12 protein-coding genes and 2 tRNA genes are annotated in these 17,710 nt (G+C 61.6%); 7 read left to right on the top strand and 7 right to left on the bottom strand.

Translation table 11 applies throughout. The features are described from left to right. Positions 1–169 precede the first annotated feature (169 nt). Together Q1X90_RS00420 and Q1X90_RS00415 are read right to left on the bottom strand one after the other, a co-directional pair. Positions 170–245 (bottom strand) — tRNA-Ala (locus Q1X90_RS00420). Between the two features lie 77 nt (positions 246–322). After that, a tRNA-Ile gene (locus Q1X90_RS00415) sits at positions 323–396 on the bottom strand. A gap of 318 nt (positions 397–714) precedes the next feature. Between Q1X90_RS00415 and Q1X90_RS00410 the strand changes: the two genes are divergently transcribed. Then, positions 715–1,350, top strand: a complete 636-nt coding sequence (locus tag Q1X90_RS00410; protein WP_300765690.1) for a SprT family zinc-dependent metalloprotease — start codon at positions 715–717, stop codon at positions 1,348–1,350. Here Q1X90_RS00410 and Q1X90_RS00405 read toward each other — a convergent pair. Next, the gene (locus tag Q1X90_RS00405; RefSeq protein WP_300765689.1) at positions 1,256–2,821 is read right to left on the bottom strand and encodes an aminotransferase class I/II-fold pyridoxal phosphate-dependent enzyme; all 1,566 of its coding nucleotides are present in this window, start codon (positions 2,819–2,821) and stop codon (positions 1,256–1,258) included. The genes Q1X90_RS00410 and Q1X90_RS00405 overlap by 95 nt on opposite strands. 308 nt (positions 2,822–3,129) lie before the next feature. Between Q1X90_RS00405 and Q1X90_RS00400 the strand changes: the two genes are divergently transcribed. Together Q1X90_RS00400 and Q1X90_RS00395 are read left to right on the top strand one after the other, a co-directional pair. Further along, positions 3,130–4,455, top strand: coding sequence for an aminotransferase class III-fold pyridoxal phosphate-dependent enzyme (locus tag Q1X90_RS00400; protein ID WP_300765688.1), 1,326 nt, complete (start codon positions 3,130–3,132; stop codon positions 4,453–4,455). After that, entirely contained in the window at positions 4,449–5,288 is an 840-nt protein-coding gene (locus Q1X90_RS00395; RefSeq protein ID WP_300765687.1) for an SDR family oxidoreductase, read from the top strand. The genes Q1X90_RS00400 and Q1X90_RS00395 overlap by 7 nt, the downstream gene beginning before the upstream one ends. A gap of 160 nt (positions 5,289–5,448) precedes the next feature. Here the strand turns inward: Q1X90_RS00395 and Q1X90_RS00390 are convergent, their stop codons facing one another. The 3 genes from Q1X90_RS00390 to Q1X90_RS00380 form a co-directional block, all read right to left on the bottom strand. After that, positions 5,449–5,928 carry a DNA starvation/stationary phase protection protein gene (locus Q1X90_RS00390; protein ID WP_300765686.1) on the bottom strand — a complete coding sequence of 160 codons (480 nt, stop codon included), beginning with the start codon at positions 5,926–5,928 and terminating at the stop codon, positions 5,449–5,451. An 82-nt stretch (positions 5,929–6,010) separates the two neighbouring features. Then, a complete protein-coding gene (locus Q1X90_RS00385) occupies positions 6,011–7,306 on the bottom strand; it encodes a hemolysin family protein (RefSeq protein ID WP_300765685.1) in 1,296 nt (431 codons plus the stop codon). A gap of 225 nt (positions 7,307–7,531) precedes the next feature. Continuing rightward, a complete protein-coding gene (locus Q1X90_RS00380; RefSeq protein ID WP_300765684.1) occupies positions 7,532–8,257 on the bottom strand; it encodes a carbonic anhydrase in 726 nt (241 codons plus the stop codon). A gap of 428 nt (positions 8,258–8,685) precedes the next feature. On the opposite strand from Q1X90_RS00380, the gene Q1X90_RS00375 reads away from it, so the two are divergent. From Q1X90_RS00375 to Q1X90_RS00365, 3 genes are all read left to right on the top strand, one after another. Further along, positions 8,686–10,068, top strand: coding sequence for an MFS transporter (locus tag Q1X90_RS00375; protein WP_300765683.1), 1,383 nt, complete (start codon positions 8,686–8,688; stop codon positions 10,066–10,068). Positions 10,069–10,379: 311 nt separating this feature from the next. Beyond that, positions 10,380–10,943, top strand: a complete 564-nt coding sequence (gene ahpC, locus Q1X90_RS00370) for an alkyl hydroperoxide reductase subunit C (RefSeq protein ID WP_300765682.1) — start codon at positions 10,380–10,382, stop codon at positions 10,941–10,943. A 31-nt stretch (positions 10,944–10,974) separates the two neighbouring features. Next, positions 10,975–12,759: an FAD-dependent oxidoreductase gene (locus tag Q1X90_RS00365; RefSeq protein WP_300765681.1), complete on the top strand. Its 1,785-nt coding sequence runs from the start codon at positions 10,975–10,977 to the stop codon at positions 12,757–12,759. A gap of 276 nt (positions 12,760–13,035) precedes the next feature. Here the strand turns inward: Q1X90_RS00365 and Q1X90_RS00360 are convergent, their stop codons facing one another. Next, entirely contained in the window at positions 13,036–15,792 is a 2,757-nt protein-coding gene (locus Q1X90_RS00360; protein ID WP_300765680.1) for a phosphoenolpyruvate carboxylase, read from the bottom strand. 350 nt (positions 15,793–16,142) lie between these two features. Between Q1X90_RS00360 and Q1X90_RS00355 the strand changes: the two genes are divergently transcribed. After that, the coding region (locus tag Q1X90_RS00355; protein ID WP_300765679.1) for a threonine/serine exporter ThrE family protein at positions 16,143–17,710 on the top strand (1,568 nt) is incomplete at its 3' end.

The raw sequence follows: 17,710 nt of genomic DNA, 5'->3' as shown, positions 1-17,710 counted from the left end.
TTCTTCGACAAGCTCTACGTCCAAGACGACGACCACATCGACGCCCAACCCGGAGAACCCTTCACCATCCTCTTCGACCCGGACGTGCAGCAGCTCGCCACCACGCGGCGGCAAGCTGTGGAAACGGGAAATCAAACCGGTCAGGTCGTGGGTTTGAACAACGACCATCTGGTGGAGCTAGCCGGGTTCGAACCGGCGACCCTCTGCTTGCAAAGCAGATGCGCTACCAGCTGCGCCATAGCCCCGAATGCATATCCGATGAGAATCTTCCATGCCGGCGAAAAAAAGAGCGGCAAAACACTTGCCGCTGAATTCTTGCCTGTGGGCCCGGGAGGACTTGAACCTCCGACCTCATCCTTATCAGGGATGCGCTCTAACCACCTGAGCTACGGGCCCGCTAGCACGCCATAAAGCGCACAAATAGCTAGGATAACCAGTGTCATCTGGACTGTCAAGATGTCATATAGCGTGTCGCGTCGTTGGCCGGACGGCGAGGCTGGAATGGAGCGAAAGCCGTTGTGCGAGTAAGCGTGACGTATCGTGTCGAGAATGGTCGCGATCCTGTGGGATGCTCTCGGACATGCCTGTGGTCGTGCCACGTGGCCGCCGGCATTCGCAGCGTCGGTCACGCGCGCATCGCCGATCCTTTTATGCGTCAGTTCACAGGTCGTTCGCCGCGGTAGGCCGTCCTCGGTCCGCGCGAGAATGCGACTCATGCCACAACGACAGGCCAGCGCGCGTTCACGACATCCGGTCCTGCGCGAGAGCACCATCGCCGTTGACGGTCTGACGGTCGTGGTCCTGCGTAAAAACATCGTGAACATGTATCTCAGGGTGCGCCCTCGAGGGGCGATGGTTGTGGTGTCCGCGCCGGCAAGGGTCTCCGAGGAGAGGATTGTCGCGCTTGTCCGTGCGAAGGCCCGCTGGATCGCCGCCCAACGTTCGCGGCTTCTTGATGCCGAGACGAACGGCGACGTCCTCGTGTGGACTCCGGATGCCGAGGCCGCGTCTCGACGCGTCATCGAGGAGCGGCTTCCCGGTCTTCTCTCGCGGTGGCAACCCATCGTCGGCAGATCCCCATCGGCGATCACCATCCGTAGGATGACGACCCGGTGGGGTTCCTGTACTCCGGCGACGGGGCGAATACGCCTCAACCTTCAGCTGGGACTGATGGATCCGAAGTTTCTGGAATACGTGCTTGTTCATGAGATGACCCATCTGTGGGCGCGGGGACATGGCGAAGGTTTCCAGCATCTTATGGATGGGTGGCTGCCGGGTTGGCGCGATGTGCGTCGTGAGATGAATCGTCAGTGGGTTCTGCCACCGGCGTCGCCGTCGCCGCCTCGCTGATGGCTTTGGCGACATCATCGGTCAGTGTGGACTGGTCCGAGATGGTGACTCGCATACCCGAACCGAATCCTTCCGCGGAGCCGATGCGGAATCGTGGCATGAAAGCCGCGCCTCCGGCCGCGCGAATGGCATGGGCGGCCAGGACTCTCCGTGCCGCGTCCTCGTCCGCGACGGGAATCCATACGTTCAGCCCATCTCCGGTCTGAATGGTCAGGCCCTGTCTTTCCAGCAGTGCGCGCATGGTCCTCTGGCGCATCGCATAGGTGTGCCGGGCGCTGATGATCCTGTCGAACGTGCCCCTGTCCGTGAGCATCTCGTAGAGGATCTCCTGCAGAAAGCGGCTCACCCATCCGGCTCCGCGCCGCCGCCTGGTGATGATGGCGTCCACGTTCGCGGTGCTTCCCGACAGTGCTGCGAGTCGTAGATCGGGACCATGGGATTTGGAGAAGCTGCGGATGTGAATGACCTGCTGCGGAATATGCGTGGCCAGCGACACCGCGAAGGCGTTGGCGATGTCCCCGCTGTGGTCGTCCTCGATCACGAGCGGCATCGTGTGGCCGTCGTCGGTCCGGCGGAGGAGTGCGCCGTGATCGCAGGGTTCGGCATCACGGGTCTGCGGATAATGCGACCGCACCACGTCGGCCAGTTCCGCGGCGCGATTCTCGTCAAGGCTTGCTCCCGTGGGATTCTGCGCCCGTGGCTGGAGGATGATCATTCCCACCTGATAGCGATTGTCGCCGGCTCCGGGTCGGGAATGCCTGATCATGGTCAGGGCCTTGTCCAGCTCCTCCGGGATCATCCCGTGGGCGTCCATGCTGATTCCGACGGGAATGGCTCCCTGTGCCTCGATGAGATCGAGAATCAGCGGATACGTGGGGCTCTCGGTGATCGCGAAATCGCCGGGATGAAGGAAGGATTCGATGGCCAGCGCCAATCCGTCCCCGCCCCCGGAGACCATCGTCATCGATTCGGGATCGTAGGGCCACGAGCGACGGAGCGCGGACTCCAGAAGAGGAAGAATCGTCGGCCCGTCGTACGAGTTGACGAAGGCCTTGCGCCTTCCCAGCTTCTGGAGGAACGGTCTGATGTCCGGAAGAAGGGCGGAATCCGGCGTTCCCGTGGACAGATCCATGATGGGCCGTTCATCATGGCTGGACGCATCCCGCGGTGATTCGCGGAAGGGCCCTTCCCCGTGTGATTGGCGAAGAACAAAGGTGCCGGCGCGGCCGCGGGATCGTATGACGCCGGATCTGGCCAGGGCATGGTAGGCGGTGGAAACGGTGGCGGGGCTGACGCGCAGGTGATGGGCGAGCTCGCGGACGGTGGGTAGGCGCTGCCCCTCGTGGAGTATCCCCGAAATGGCGAGCGAGGTGATCGACTCGATGATGCGTTGCGGGGTGGGGGTCGTCGTGACGGTGAGTATCATGCCGGCGAGGCCGGAGGCGTCATCGAGGTCGTGCTGTGTGTCCACTATTCCTGCCTCGCGTTGTCATATACATACCGGATTGTCACTGGAGATTGAGATTTAATGGTCAGCGAGAACGATAACATGATTGTTGATATCTTCGTTGTATCTCCGTAACAATACGGCAATTAATGGGAAATTGTTTTCCATGTTGCGAAATGTCCAGTGCGGATAATGACAGAACCGGGCGTTGAGAAACACGACGAATACGATGCGCCGGGACATCAGCCGTTGTGTCGGCTGATCGCCGGGAGTAGTGGCACCGGGACGACTACCGTGCATTACCGTGCGGAGAGAACCACGAAGGAGACGATATGGGACATGATCTGTCGTCGGATACGACGATATGGGACGATGCGGTCGCGTTGGACAGACGTCATGTGTTTCACACGTGGCATGCGCAGCGGAATCTGCATCCCAGGGAGATAGTCGGGGGGCATGGCTCCTGGCTGAGATTCGCGGACGGGCGCGACCGGCTTGACCTGACCAGTCAGCAGGTGAACGTCAACATCGGATACCAGCATCCCGCAGTGATCGCCGGGATACGCCGGCAGGCTGAGCTTCTGTGCACCATCGGTCCTGACTATGCCAATCTCGCGCGGGGTCGGGCGGCATCGCTGGTGGCGAGACGGGCGCCCGAGGGATTCGACAAGGTGTTCTTCACGAACGCCGGCGCCGACGCCAACGAGAACGCCATGAGGGCGGCCCGCCTCGTCACCGGACGCGACAAGATCATCTCCTCGTACCGCAGCTATCACGGGAACACGGGGTCCGCCATCAGCGCCACGGGGGATTGGCGTCGCAAGCCCAACGACTACGCGCGTGGTCATGTGCACGTCTTCACGCCGTATCCGTACCGTTCGGAGTTCAGCGCCACGACCGAGCAGGAGGAATGCGACCGTGCGCTGACGCATCTGGAGCACGTCATCCAATTCGAGGGTCCCGACACCATCGCCGCCGTGCTTTTGGAATCGATTCCCGGAACCGCCGGAATCCTGGTCCCACCGCAGGACTATTTCCGCGGGGTTCGCGAGATCACCAAACGGTATGGGATCCTGATGATCACCGACGAGGTGATGACCGGATTCGGCCGGACGGGATTCTGGATGGCATTGGACGATTACGGGTACACGCCCGACATCATCACCTTCGCCAAAGGATGCAATTCGGGGTATGTGCCCGCGGGCGGCGTGATCATGTCCTGTGACGTCGCCGCGCATTTCGATGACGTGGTGTTCCCCGGCGGTTTGACCTATTCTGGGCATCCTCTGGCCATGGGGGCGATCGTCGCCGCGCAGGAGGCGATGGAAAGCGAGCATATCGTCGGCAACGCGCATGACGTCGGCGAGAAGATCCTGGGACCACGACTGACCGCCCTTATGGAGAGCCATCCGAAGATCGGCGAGGTCAGAGGGAAGGGCGTCTTCTGGGCGGTTGAGATGGTCGCCGATAGGTCAAGCAGAGAGCCGCTCGATGACGCGACGATGGGCGCCATCGTGCGGGCGGGGCATGAGATCGGCGTGGTGATCGGAGTCCATGCGAACAGGATCCATGTCACTCCGCCCTGCGTGATCACGCCTGATGAGGCCGCGGATGGCGTGGATATGCTGGATAAAGCCTTGAAGGAGGCCGGATGCTGAACGAATCCCCGATGGATGATGACGTCGAACAGGGTTATGAGGGAAAGGGCAATGAGGGACGGGAGGTTGATTCGCCGCAGCCGTCTCGGCGTGCCGTCGTCACCGGCGCGTCGAGTGGGATCGGCGAGGCCACCGTTCGTGCGCTGGTTGCCGCCGGTTGGTCGGTGACGGCGCTGGCCCGGCGTGAGGATCGCTTGGCGGCCCTGTCCAAGGAGTTGGGTGGCGCCTGCGACTACCGCGTGTGCGACATCACGGACGAGGAATCCACATCGGCGGCCGTGGCGGCTATCGAGGAAGCCGGTGGGGCGAAGGCCCTGATCAACTGCGCGGGGGGAGCGATCGGAAAGGATCCGGTGGCGACTGCGGATCTCGACGACTGGCGTTCGATGTATGAGCTCAATGTGCTGGGAACCCTGCGAATCACGCAGAAGATGCTGCCGATAGTAAAGAAGGCTCCCGGCGGCGGCACGATTCTGATCATCTCGTCCACGGCCGGAATCGAACCCTATGAGGGCGGCGGCGGCTACTGCGCGTCGAAGTTCGCCGAGCGTGTGATGGCCCGTGTTCTGCGACTTGAGCAGATCGGCGAGCCTGTCCGCATCGTTGATATCTCACCGGGCATGGTCCGCACGGAGGAGTTCTCGCTGAAGCGCTTCCATGGAGACGCGGCTCGCGCGGCGGGCGTCTATGACGGTGTTCCGGATCCGCTGCAGGCCGAGGATGTCGCCGAATGCGTGCGTTGGGCGCTGGATCAGCCGGACGCTGTGGACGTGGATTCGATCGTGGTCCGCCCCCGTGCCGAGGGTTCGTACACAAAGGTTTTCCGTCGCTAGACGATAGGCACTGGACGATAGGCGATAGTTACTGGGCGCTGGTCGCTAGATGGCACGGGCGGGCCGAAAGAGGGTAGCCGCTGGAAAGCACGGGCGGCGCCACCCATCACGGTGGTGCCGCCCGGCGGTTTCATGCAAACGGACCGCGCGGTTTCGCGGCTTACTCGAGATGGCTCCTCATGAACCACTGGAACTTCTCGAGCTCCTGGACATGGTCCTGGATGATGTTGGAGCTGATGACGTCCAGCTCATCCAGCTCGGCGATGGCCTTGCGATCGTCGGCGATGAAAACGTCGTAATAGTCGATCAGGGCTTTGAGATAGTCGGCGGTGGATTTGCGCCCGGTCAGATCGACGCCCTTCCACGTGCGCTGGCGGACGATCGCGTCGGGCCGTCCATCGGGGGATCCGCCCAGGGTGGAGATGCGCTCGGCGGTCTCGTCGGCCTGCGCGAGAACGGCGTCGACCTCGGGATCGATCATCTCGTGGACGGCGATGAAGTTGGGGCCGGTGACGTTCCAATGGGCGTGTTTGAGGACCAGCGCCGCCTCCTGCTCCTGCGCCAAGCGGTTCGAGAGAATGGCGATGATCTTTTCCGATGCGGCCTCGTCAAGACCTGGTACCACGAATGAGAGTGTCATGATCCGTCCTTTCCTGATATGAAACGGTATTTGCCATACTAGCGCGGGCCATCCGTCACGTGACGCTTCGGACGGTGAAATGCTAGGTGGCGGAATGTCGACGGACCTCCACCGTGTCTATTCGTCGACCATCCACCTTGGTGATGACCATGTCATAGCCATCGTCGGTGTGAAGTACATCGCCGACTTCACCCATCTTGCCCGTATGCGCCAGAAAATATCCGGCCACCGTCTCGTACGGGCCATCCTCCAGCACTATGCCGGTCAGGTCGGCGAAGTCCTCAAGCGTGGTGCCACCCTCGACGGTCGCGACTCCATTGACGAAGGCGCTCGCCCCCGTCGGCGTCGAGCCGTCTCCCGGAAGATCGTACTCATCGCGGATGTCTCCCACGAGCTCCTCGGTCATGTCCTCCAGCGTCACGATTCCATCGGTTCCGCCGTACTCGTCAATGACGACCGCGAGATGAATGCCGCGCTTGCGCAGGAGCTCCAGGCTGGGAAGAAGTTTGGAGGTGCCGGGCAGTGATATGCCTTCGCGCGTTACATCAGCAACCGTCCGGGCGTTGGGGTCGCGCACGTCAAGAAGGTCGCGCACGTGCACGAATCCGAGCACGTCATCGAAGTCCTTGCCGGTCACGGGATATCGTGAATAGGGCATGTTCCGTACATAGGTGGCGGCGTCGGACAGCGACTGGTTCCCGTCAAGAAAGACCACGTCCGCCCGGGGTCGCATGACTTCGGCCACGATGGTTTCGGAGGCGTCGAATACATCGTCGAGGATGGTGCGTTCGTCCTTGCTCAGACGCGAGTTGGTGTTCACCAGCACGCGCAGCTCGTCGTCGGATACCTCGCTTTCCGTCTCGTTCGGGTCGAAGCCCAAGAGCCGCACGATGCCATCCGTGTTCTTGCCGATAAGCCAGATGATCGGACGGCAGACGGTCGCGAATATGTCGATGGCCGGAACCACCGCACGGGCGATCTGCTCGGTGCGCTGCATGGCGATGCGCTTGGGGACCAGCTCAGATATGACAATGGAGAAATACGAGATGATCAGGGTCAGGATCACCGTCGTCAGCGGCGCGGCGACCCGCGACGGCACGCCCCATCCCACCACGACGGGGACGATGGACGGGGATATGGCTGATTCGCCAAACGATGCGGACAGGAATCCCGACAACGTCACGCCGATCTGGACGGTCGAGAGGAAGGTGTTGGGATCCCGCGCGATCGTCGCGACCCGTGCCCCGCGTGCATCCTGCTGCTCCATCTGGTCGATCTGCGACCCGCGCAGGCTTACCAGCGCAAGCTCGGTTCCGGCGAACACGGATCCCAGAAGAAGGAAGACGAAGACCAGCAGAATGTTCAGACCCAGCGACATGGTTCTAACTCTAGCGTCATCCCCGGGACCCTGCCCTGTACCGCTTATGCCGCCTATACCGAGAACATACGTCCGATACGGGTTAGGTGGAATGTGTTTCAGGGCGGCGAAGTCCTGCGCCGATCGGACTTTTGGAGCCGTGCCGGTCGGCCATATGGAGGCGGAACGGGATTCCGTCAAGATATGCGCCTCGAGTATTCGGGAGCACGTGGGTGCCGGCGCGGGCTAGAACGACAGAACCTCCACCACCCCGTCGGATACGCGGTACCGTGCGCCGACGAGCCGAAGCCGTCCCTCCCCCAAGGCCGAGCCGATGGACTCCGACTGCGAAGCTAGGTGTTCGATTGTTCGGGCGATGTGCACGCGCTCGAAATCGTCCGTATCGTCAAGCCCAGCTCGCCGCGATTCAAGAAGGGATTCGCCGACTGATGCGATGATCGGCGATGTTGACGTCTCTACGATTCGGTCGAGGTCGTCGAGACGGTCATCGTCAAGTGGTCCCAAGGCGTCGATGGTGCTCTTGATGGCGCCGCAGTGCTCATGCCCCAATACGACCATAAGACTGGTGTGAAGCACGTCGACCGCAAATTCGAGCGATGAGACGACCGCGGAATCGAGAACCTCTCCGGCGGTGCGCACGACGAACATGTCTCCCAGACCCTGGTCGAAGATGATCTCAGGAGGAACCCGGGAATCGCCGCAGCTGAGAACCACGGCATCGGGGTGTTGGGAGTCGATGAGGGATTCGCGGGTTGCGGCATCCTGCCAGGGGTGCTCGGGCTGGCCTTGCGCGAATCGTCGGTTTCCGGAGAGAAGACGGCTCCACGTGGCGTTGGCGGTGGACTCATGCTCCGAGGATCCACAGTCGGCCCCGGGCGTCTCTCCTCGAGCCGCGCTCCCGTTGGAAGTCGGGGTCGGTGAATCATCGTGTGAGCCATCGTTGTCTGTCATGTTCGTGCTCATCCTGTTTTCTCCGTCCGGTTGACGTCATCTTGGGTTGTGCCGTGCCAATCATAGGTCCGTGTCTGCGTTCCGGCCTGTGCCCCGAGCTGATCGGCCGCAGATCATACTCATGTCCGGGAGGATCGAGCTGCGTCCGGGGTGGGTTGCGGCTTGCGGGACACGTCGACATGAACGGTGGCGTCGCCTGACTTGGCTTACGAGACCGATGGTTTTGTGTTAGTGTCACGACTTGTTTCGAAACCGCATGCCTGCGATTCCCCATGCGGTTTTTCTTTGTCGTTGAAAATGTTCGCGCCACAAGTATGGATCAAGTGCGGCCGAATGCGGCCTGAGGGAAGCGAAGGAAAGAGAAAAGCGGTATGACAAGTAGCGATGGAGTATCTGTACACAGGCGGTTCGCGCATCCGTATCGATTGATGTCGGGCATATATATGGGCGCGTTCCTGGGCATGCTGTCCGAAACGTCCATGAACATTGCGCTTCCCGATCTGTGCGTCGCGTTCGGAGTTACCACGGGCACGGCTCAGTGGATGGTGGTCGGATACATGCTCGCCATAGGGATCGTGCTGCCGTGCGTTGGCTTTCTTCTGAAGTGGATTGATACCAGAAGGTTGCTGATGGGGGCTCTCGTCCTGTTCCTCGTCGGGTCTCTCATTTCGGCTTCGGCCTCCATGTTCGTCGTGCTCCTGCTCGGACGAATGCTTCAGGGAGTGGGCACGGGAATAATACTGCCCACGTTGTATGCCTCCATGATCCACGTCTTCAGGCCGATGGAGCTGGGAGCCGCCAATGGTGTGGCCGGTCTGGTCATCATGTTCGCTCCGGTAATAGGGCCGACCATATCGGGCGTGATGATCGGCGCGTTCTCATGGCGTTCGATTTTCGTTCTTTTCGCCGTCATAGCCTTTTTGGCGCTGGTCTTAGCCAGGGTCTTCTTCCGGTCGCCGATCGAGATCACTCGTCCGCGGATCGATTGGCCTTCCGTGGCCGGTTCCATAGTCGGTTTCGGATCATTGGTGGCGGGAATCGGATTCATTCCGGATATGGGACTGTCTCCGACGGTGCTTGCTCTGCTGGTGGTGGGTGTTGGAGTTCTGACGTTCTACATCCGCCGGCAGCTGCATGTGGATAATCCCGTTCTTGATTTGAAGCCATTGTTCCTAAGCGGTTTCCGTACCCCCGCGATTATGGTGACGCTGTCCTTCTCCTGCACTCTTGCGTTCATGTATGTGGCACCGCAGGAACTGCAACGCGGGATGGGATTGGATCCATCCACAGCGGGAATGCTCATGCTGGCCGGAGGCGTGACCAATGCGGTCTTCTCCTTCATCGCCGGTCGACTTTATGACAGAACCGGCGCGGGTCGACTCGTGCGTCTGGGAGCGGCTTTCTCCGTGGTCTCGTCGATCCTGTTCATCGGCATCGGGACGAACAGCAATCCTGCATTCTTCGTGCTCGCTCACGTGCTTCTTATGATCGGCATACCGCTTATGCAACAGGCGGCCCAGTCCGACGCGCTTGCGAATCTTCCTCGTGAGCTGGCGTCCGATGGGTCTACGATCCTCAATACCATGCAGCAGGTATCCGGAGCGATTGCGACCGCGGTGGTGACGCTGCTGTTGTCATCCGGATACAGCGACCAGTTGGACGTGGCGCAGGGGTTCGTGAACGGATCGCGATACGGATACGCGTTCGCGCTGCTTCTTATCGTTCTCGTTGCGGCGTTGTCGGTCGTCATGCGGATCTCGGTCCCGGATATGGACATCGACGTCGTTCGTGAAAACGCAGAAAACGACTAGATGAATGATGGCGTGGGAAGGCCGCGCGTCAACGAGGTGCCGGTGTTATGATTCCGTCCGCGCAGACATGACGTGTTTCACGTGAAACGTCTGAATGAATCACTGAATGGAAATCGCTTTGCGCCCGTGACTGTGACACTTCCCACAGTTTCCCCTCTGACATAACCTCGTCCATCGCGATAGCATGGGCATCACGGACGTCTTACGGAAAACGGCGCGATGGCGGGTTTCCCAATCGGTTGGTTCCGTGCGGCGTCGAAGGTACACAGGCCGGTGATTCGGCCTCAAACGACGAGGTAATGAGGATTATCATGACGCTGCTTCAGCATGAACTGACGGATTTCACGGTCAACGCCTTCCAGGACGACGACTTCCATGAGGTCAGCAAGAAGGATGTCCTGGGCCACTGGTCGGTGTTCTTCTTCTATCCTGCGGACTTCACGTTCGTGTGTCCGACGGAGCTTGAGGATCTGGCCGACAAGTACGAGGACTTCAAGAAGATCGGATGCGAGATCTACTCGGTCTCTCATGACACCCACTTCGTGCATAAGGCGTGGCACGATGCCAACGAGAAGATTGCGAAGATTCAGTATCCCATGCTCGCCGATCCCACGGCTCTGCTGGCCCGCGACCTCGACACCTACAACGAGGAGCTCGGACAGGCCGAGCGTGGCGACTTCATCATCAACCCCGAGGGCAAGGTCGTCGCCTACGAGGTCATTTCCTCCAATGTCGGACGTAATGCCGAGGAGCTGCTGCGTCGTGTGCAGGCCAGTCAGTTCGTCTATGAGCATGGCGATCAGGTCTGCCCCGCCAAGTGGACCCCCGGCGAGGACACCATTGCCCCCAGCCTTGATCTTGTTGGACAGCTCTGATATGGGTTCGTCCAGAATGGCATCGTCTGGCATGGGCGCTTCGCGGTCCACGGACGTGTACGACGTCGTCGTCATTGGCGGAGGTCCGGCCGGACTGACGGCGGGGCTCTATCTGGCGAGGGCACGGTACCGCGTGCTGATCCTCGAACGGGCGGATTATGGCGGACAGATCGCCATCACTGCCGATGTGGTGAACTATCCCGGTATCATCGGCACCGATGGCGCGAAGCTCACCGAGACCATGCGGCGTCAGGCCGAGAATTTCGGGGCCGAGTTCCGAGCGGCCGAGGCCACCGGTCTGGACGTGGACGGCGACATCAAAACCGTGCACACGTCGCGTGGTGACGTCAGAGCCTTTGGCGTGCTGGTGGCGACCGGCGCAAGCCCCCGCAAAATCGGCTTCGCGGGCGAGGAGGAGTACGCAGGGCGTGGCGTGGCCTATTGCGCCACCTGCGATGGCGAGTTCTTCACGAATCGCGAGGTCCTGGTCGTCGGTGGAGGCTTCGCGGCCGCAGAGGAGTCCGTTTTCCTTACGAAGTACGCAAGCAAGGTCACCGTTTTGGTCCGCGAGGACGACTTCACCTGCGATGCGTCCGTGTCCGCCGAGGCCAAGGAGCATCCCAAGATCGAGGTGCGGTACCACACCGAGCTCGAGGGGGTGTCCGCCGGTCAGGGCGGTTTGGTCGAGGCCGAGCTGAAGGACGTTTACACGGGTGAGCGCGAGTCCTGGCATCCTGCGGATGGCGGAACCTTTGGAGTCTTCGTGTTCGCGGGCTATGTCCCCCAGACGGATCTCCTTCGTGACGTCGTGGCGCTTGACTCTCATGGCTATGTGGTCACTCACGGATATATGGAGACATCCGCTCCGGGAGTCTATGCGGCTGGGGACCTGCGTGTGAAGAATCTCCGTCAGGTCGTCACGGCCACGGCCGATGGCGCCATCGCCGCCGTGGAATTGGAGCGGTACGCGTCGCAGATGAGCGCCAAAACCGGCGTCGTTCCACCACGTCCCACGGAATCGAAATACGAGAAGGAGAAGGCGAAGGAGGCCGCGGCCGCCGAGGTCACGCAATCCTCTCCCGCGCCTGCCCCCGTGTCCGTATCCACCGATGCCAAGGCCGCAGCCAAAGGAGGATCGTCGGGCTTCTTCGACGATGCCGTCCGACAGCAGCTCGACGTCGTCTTCGGACGTATGGCGCATCCGGTCGTGCTTCGTCTTTCCCTGGACGGAACGCCGCTGTCCACGGAACTGGAGGAATTCGTCGATGAGTTGGCCTCGTTGAGTTCCGGGAAGCTGTCCGTCGACCATGATGATCCGGCCACGCAGGACGACGCAGGTCGGGCGATATTCGATCCCGACGCGGCGCTTCCGCGAAGCCGCCCCGAGGTGAGAATCTGTTCCACCCGGGCGGATGGCTCGGTGGTTCCGACGGGCATGGCCTTCCATGGGATTCCCAGCGGCCACGAGTTCAATTCGTTCGTGCTGGGGCTGTACAACGCCGCCGGTCCGGGGCAGAAGGTCGACGCGGATACCGAGTCCCGCATCGAGTCGATCAAGGATCCGATCGACGTGATGCTACTGGTGTCGCTCACCTGCACGATGTGTCCCACGACGGTGCTCTCCTCGCAGCGGATCGCGGCCTCCAATCCGAACGTTCGCGCAGAGGCCTACGATCTGGCCCATTTCCCTGAGCTCAAGGACAAGTACAACGTCATGAGCGTGCCCTGCATCGTCGTCACGGGCAGGGACGGATCGCGGAAGGTCGAGTTCGGGAAGAAGAGCGTCCCCCAGATGCTCGATCTGATCGGGGTGTGATCCCCGGTCGGGGCGTGGCCCCGTCGGAATTGCCTTCCTGATTCAACCGAAATCGTCACGCCACCGGAATTGCCACGTTCGAAGTCGTCGCCCCCGGGGCCAGACCGGTCGAAAGGGCGACGAGTTCGAATGCGATAAGCTCTCGAACGTGCTCTCGAACGTCGTAAAAACCGGGGTCCCATGGGCTATGCACCCGTGGGACCCCGGTTTTATGGGATGGGTCGAACGGTTCCAAGCCAGATGTCTAGCCGCGGAAACATGCGCCCATGTGGAGAATCAGCCGGTGTTCTGGAGACCTGCGGCGACTCCCGATACCGTGCACAGAATGAGGTAGATGAACCCGGCCTGCTGGCTGGTGCTCAGCTCCTCCTTGTCGACCTTCTTGCGCAGCGACCGCAGAGCGAGCACCTGCGTGACCGACAGCGCGTCCACGTACGGCGAACGGATGCGGATCGCCTGACCCAGCACGTGGCGGTGCTGCAACGGCCATTCGTCTCCGACGATCTGCAGCACCCACTTGCGGGTGAGCTCCATCTCGTCGAGCACCTTCGTGGCCAGATCGTCGCGGTCGCCGAGCGACAGATACATGCGGGCGATGCGCTCATCGGTTTTTGTCAGGGACATCTCGATGTTGTCGATGAACGTGCTGAACAGCGGCCATTCCTCATAGGCCTTGCGCAGCGTGTCCAGATCGTTGAGCTTCTCGCACGCGGTTCCCAGACCGTACCATGCGGCCAGATTGATGCGTGCCTGCGCCCACGAGAACACCCAGGGGATGGTCCGCAGATCGTCCAGCGACTTCGCACCCAGACCACGCTTTGCGGGGCGCGAACCGATCGGCAGCAGTCCGATCTCGTTCAGCGGAGTCACGGTCGAGAACCATGGTGCGAAATCCGGGGTGTTCAGAAGGTCGAGGAACCGCGAATGGGCGGTCTCGTCGAGCTTCGTGGCCATCTCCGTGTACTTCTTGGTCATATCGGTGTTGGTCTTCTCCACGCTCGGAGCCGACTGCAGCAGCGTGGCCGCCGCGACGGACTCGACGTGACGGATGGCCAGAACCGGGTTTCCGTACCTGGCGAAGATGACCTCTCCCTGCTCGGTGAGCTTGAACCGGCAGTTGACCGATCCCACGGGTTGGGCGAGCACGGCGCGATTGGCGGGACCGCCACCACGTCCCACGGCGCCTCCGCGTCCATGGAACAGGGTGAGATCGATGTCGTGTCGATGCGCCCAGATGGCGATCCTCTCCTGCGCGTAATGCAGTGCGAGCGTGGCCGATGTGGGGCCGGCGTCCTTGGATGAGTCGGAGTATCCAAGCATGACCTCCATCCTGCGACCCGTCGCCTTGAGCCGTGCCTGCACCTCGGGGATCTTGATGATCTCCTCAAGCACGTCCACGGAGTTCTGCAGATCCTCGAGCTGCTCGAACAGGGGGATCACGTCGATGGTGGGCACATCCTCGGGATGGGCGAAGGCGAGTCTGTTGAGCTCGTAGACGTCGCGCACGTTCTGTGCGGACTTGGTGAACGAGATGATGTAACGGCGGGCGGCCTTGATGCCGTTGCGCTTCTGGATCGCACCCAATGCGCGGAAGGTGTCGAGCACCTCGTGGGTCATCGGCTGCAGGGGGCCGCGTTCGCCGTGCAGGCCATGCTCACGGATGTCCTCCAGAGCGCGGCTGTGCACCACGGAATGCTGGCGGAACTCCATCTCGACCATGTGGAACCCGAACGTCTGCGCCTGCCAGATGAGATCCTGCAGCGGTCCGTAGGCGGCCCTCTTCGCACCTGACTGTGCGAGCGAGCGCTGGACGACGTGGAGGTCGTCGATGAACGCGTCGCAGCTGGTGTACATGAGGTCGGCGTCGCGCAGCAGCGTGTAGCGCAGACGGTCTGCCATCACGAGCATAACCGCGCGGTGCGGCTCCTTGGTGGATATCAGCGACGCCTTGTCCGTGAGTCGCTCGCTCATCTCTTTCTGATGGTTCCAGAGGTTGATGAGTTCGGCGCTGGCCGGCGTGGTGTCCGATTCCATCGTGAGGTTGCGCCCCACGGTTCGGGTGGCGTCCTCCAGCGCGGTGATGACGTGGTCACTGAACTTCCGCGCGACCTGCCGACTGATTTTCGCGGTCACGTTCGGGTTGCCGTCGCGGTCCGAGCCGATCCAGCTTCCCGGATGGAAGAACGCCGGGCACACTGGCTCCACAAGTCCCCCCTTGTCGCCGAGGACCCAGTCGTCGAAACGACGGTAGATTGTGGGAATCGTGGTGAACAACGTGTTGTCGAAGATGTCGAGGATCGTGTTGGATTCCTCGACGGGTGTGGGCTTCTTCAGCGCGATGGGGGATGTGCGGAACAGCGCGTCGATTTCGTTGTAGAGCCGGCGGGTGTTCTCCTTCTTGTCGGATCCGCCGAGTGTCCGGTTGTCGCTCAGCAGCCGCGATATGCGCCGGATCTTGCCTTCCACGGCCTTGCGTCGCGCTTCGGTGGGGTGCGCGGTGAAAACGGGATGGAATTCGAGCTTGTCGAGTAGCTCCTTGGCCTTGGCGGGCCCAAGCTCGCCGATCAGCTGGTGGTAGGCGCTCGTCATCTCGTTGACGGGGTCGATCGCCTGGTTCCCCGACACCTCCGCCTCACGCTGGTGGAGGACGGAGACGCGGTAGTTCTCCTCGGACAGATTCGCGAGGTGGAAATACGTGGTGAACGCACGCGCCAAAAGCTGGGCGTCGTGCAGATTCATGGCGTCGATGGTTTCCACGGCCTTCTCCAACCCGTTCTCATCAGGGTGGGGATCGGTCATGGTCTCCGAGAACCGCTCCGCACTGGCCTCGACGGCATAGCCGAGAACCGTGTCGAAGGTGGAGAGCAAATCCTTGTCGTATTCGCCGAGAACCTCGCGCAGGATCTGCAGACACAGATCCATGTCGTATTTAAGGGATTCGGGAAGACCACGTTCCTCGGGACCTTTGGTCCCCAGGCCGGATGTCACGATCGTGGCGTCCGCTGGCGTGATCTGTTGATGTGATGATGTCATCAGACCTCCTCTGCCGAACATACGGTTGCCTGGTCATCCAACCCTCCGCGGCTCCTCCGCGGTTGTGGTGGTCGGGCGTTGCAGGCCCACAGCCGAATTCGGCGGTTGCGAGGCATATTCTAAGGCCTCGTCATCGACACTTGTGTTACGGAGTTCATGGGATGGGCATCTCGTCGTCGCCTGACGAGCGGCGGAGGAAGAGGTGGAGGCGAGAGGCGGACAGGAGTCGGCACCACGCAGGATGCCGTGGCCCCGCCGATTTCACGGCCATGCGACGAATGGTTCCGGACATGCGGGCGACGTCCCGTCCCGCAGGATGCGACGACCATGCTGTGAGGTACTACTGATGTGTGACCACTCCTTCTGAACCAACCCAGAACCATGCCGTCGATTCCTCCGATTCCTCGAACCCTTCCGGTCCTTCGAACCCCTCCGATTCCTCCGATTGCTCGGACTCCTCGCATCCATCGGTCGCGGCGGCCGTCAACAGATTCCACAGTCACGCCATTCCGCTGGATATGGAGGATATCGAACGGGACTGGGACAAGCCCGTCGCGGAGGCGGGCATCGCGGCCAAGGCCAGCGTCATCGTTCGTGTGGGCATGTTGGATCTGGGTGCCGGAACCGGAAGCTTTCGTGTGCGGGAGATGATGCATCGCATCTCGTATCCGCTGGGAGTCCATGTCCGCGCGGACGTGAATCTCACCGACATCGAGGCCACCTGCACCGATGGACATGAGCGCATAACGGAGGTGGTGGATCTTCCCACCACGGGCGTGAACACGGAACGCATCTGGCTGTTGGAGCATTTCGCCGACTGGTTCAGCGTGAATCTTGGTCTCGGTTCCATGTACCACGTGCGTCCCGGCATCTCCGAGAAGCTCGTCGACGGTCTGGCGAGTCCCGAGTCGCGTCATTCGGCCATGCGTCCGGTGAGTCTGCGTTCCGGGCGCGCCGGGAAACTCGCCGGACGCGAGGATGCCCGTCGACGGTCCATGGCGCCCAGACAGGGGCACCGGCCCCCGAAGGGGGAATACGCCAGACATTTCGACCATGTGGGTGCGGTGGCGGAGCGCGATGGCCGACAGTCCCCCATCACAGTCAGCGAGGTTCACGACCGGCTGGATCTGATCGAGCGAAGGAAGCCGCTGTACGCCCCGTGGTTCTCCGGTCTTGCCTCGGCAGTGGCGTGCGCGGCATTCGTCTTCCTTCTGGGAGGCGGATTGTATGACATGGTCGGCGCCTTCATCGGCGCCGGTTTGGGCCAATGGCTGCGGCGTCGTCTGTTCGCGCATCGGCTGAACCAGTTCTTCGTCACGTTCGTCTGCGTGGCGGTCGCCGCACTGGCGTGCGTGGGCGCGTTGCGACTTATCGGATTGTTCGATCCGGTGGCGCTACAGCATGACACCGCATACATCGGAGCGATGCTGTTCGTCATCCCGGGCTTCCCTCTGATCACCGGCGGTCTCGATATCGCGAAGATCGACTTCCCCTCGGGGATCCAACGACTGTGCTACACCTTTGCGATCATATTGATGGCCACGCTCGCCGGATGGATGGTGGCGTCCATCGTCCAGCTGAATCCGCAGGGATTCGAGCCGCTGGGATTGAGTCCGTGGATCAACGGCGTGCTGCGTTTCGTCGCGGCCTTCGCCGGAGTGTGGGGTTTCTCGGTGCTCTTCAACTCACCGCAGCGCATGTGCCTCACCGCGGCCACGATCGGTGCGATCACGGACACGTTGAGGCTCACGATCACGGATGCCGGGGTCCCCGCCGAGGCCGCGGCGTTCATCGGAGCGCTGCTCGCGGGACTGCTGGCGTCGGCATGGCGGTCGTCGGTGAGGCGGGGATGGCTGCCTCCGCATCTGGGCTATCCCCGCATCTGTCTGACGGTTCCCTCGATCGTGATCATGGTTCC

Source organism: uncultured Bifidobacterium sp., assembly GCF_949292005.1.
GTDB lineage: Bacteria > Actinomycetota > Actinomycetes > Actinomycetales > Bifidobacteriaceae > Bifidobacterium.
The sequence above is the reverse complement of the archived record's forward strand: the minus strand, read 5'-3'. Positions and strand labels throughout refer to the sequence as shown.

Coding starts and splice junctions, on each gene's coding strand:
- ahpC (WP_300765682.1), top strand. CDS start 10,380: ATGACGCTGCTTCAGCATGAACTGACGGATTTCACGGTCAACGCCTTC.
- Q1X90_RS00400 (WP_300765688.1), top strand. CDS start 3,130: ATGGGACATGATCTGTCGTCGGATACGACGATATGGGACGATGCGGTC.
- Q1X90_RS00375 (WP_300765683.1), top strand. CDS start 8,686: ATGTCGGGCATATATATGGGCGCGTTCCTGGGCATGCTGTCCGAAACG.
- Q1X90_RS00365 (WP_300765681.1), top strand. CDS start 10,975: ATGGGCGCTTCGCGGTCCACGGACGTGTACGACGTCGTCGTCATTGGC.
- Q1X90_RS00395 (WP_300765687.1), top strand. CDS start 4,449: ATGCTGAACGAATCCCCGATGGATGATGACGTCGAACAGGGTTATGAG.
- Q1X90_RS00410 (WP_300765690.1), top strand. CDS start 715: ATGCCACAACGACAGGCCAGCGCGCGTTCACGACATCCGGTCCTGCGC.
- Q1X90_RS00380 (WP_300765684.1), bottom strand. CDS start 8,257: ATGACAGACAACGATGGCTCACACGATGATTCACCGACCCCGACTTCC.
- Q1X90_RS00385 (WP_300765685.1), bottom strand. CDS start 7,306: ATGTCGCTGGGTCTGAACATTCTGCTGGTCTTCGTCTTCCTTCTTCTG.
- Q1X90_RS00360 (WP_300765680.1), bottom strand. CDS start 15,792: ATGACATCATCACATCAACAGATCACGCCAGCGGACGCCACGATCGTG.
- Q1X90_RS00390 (WP_300765686.1), bottom strand. CDS start 5,928: ATGACACTCTCATTCGTGGTACCAGGTCTTGACGAGGCCGCATCGGAA.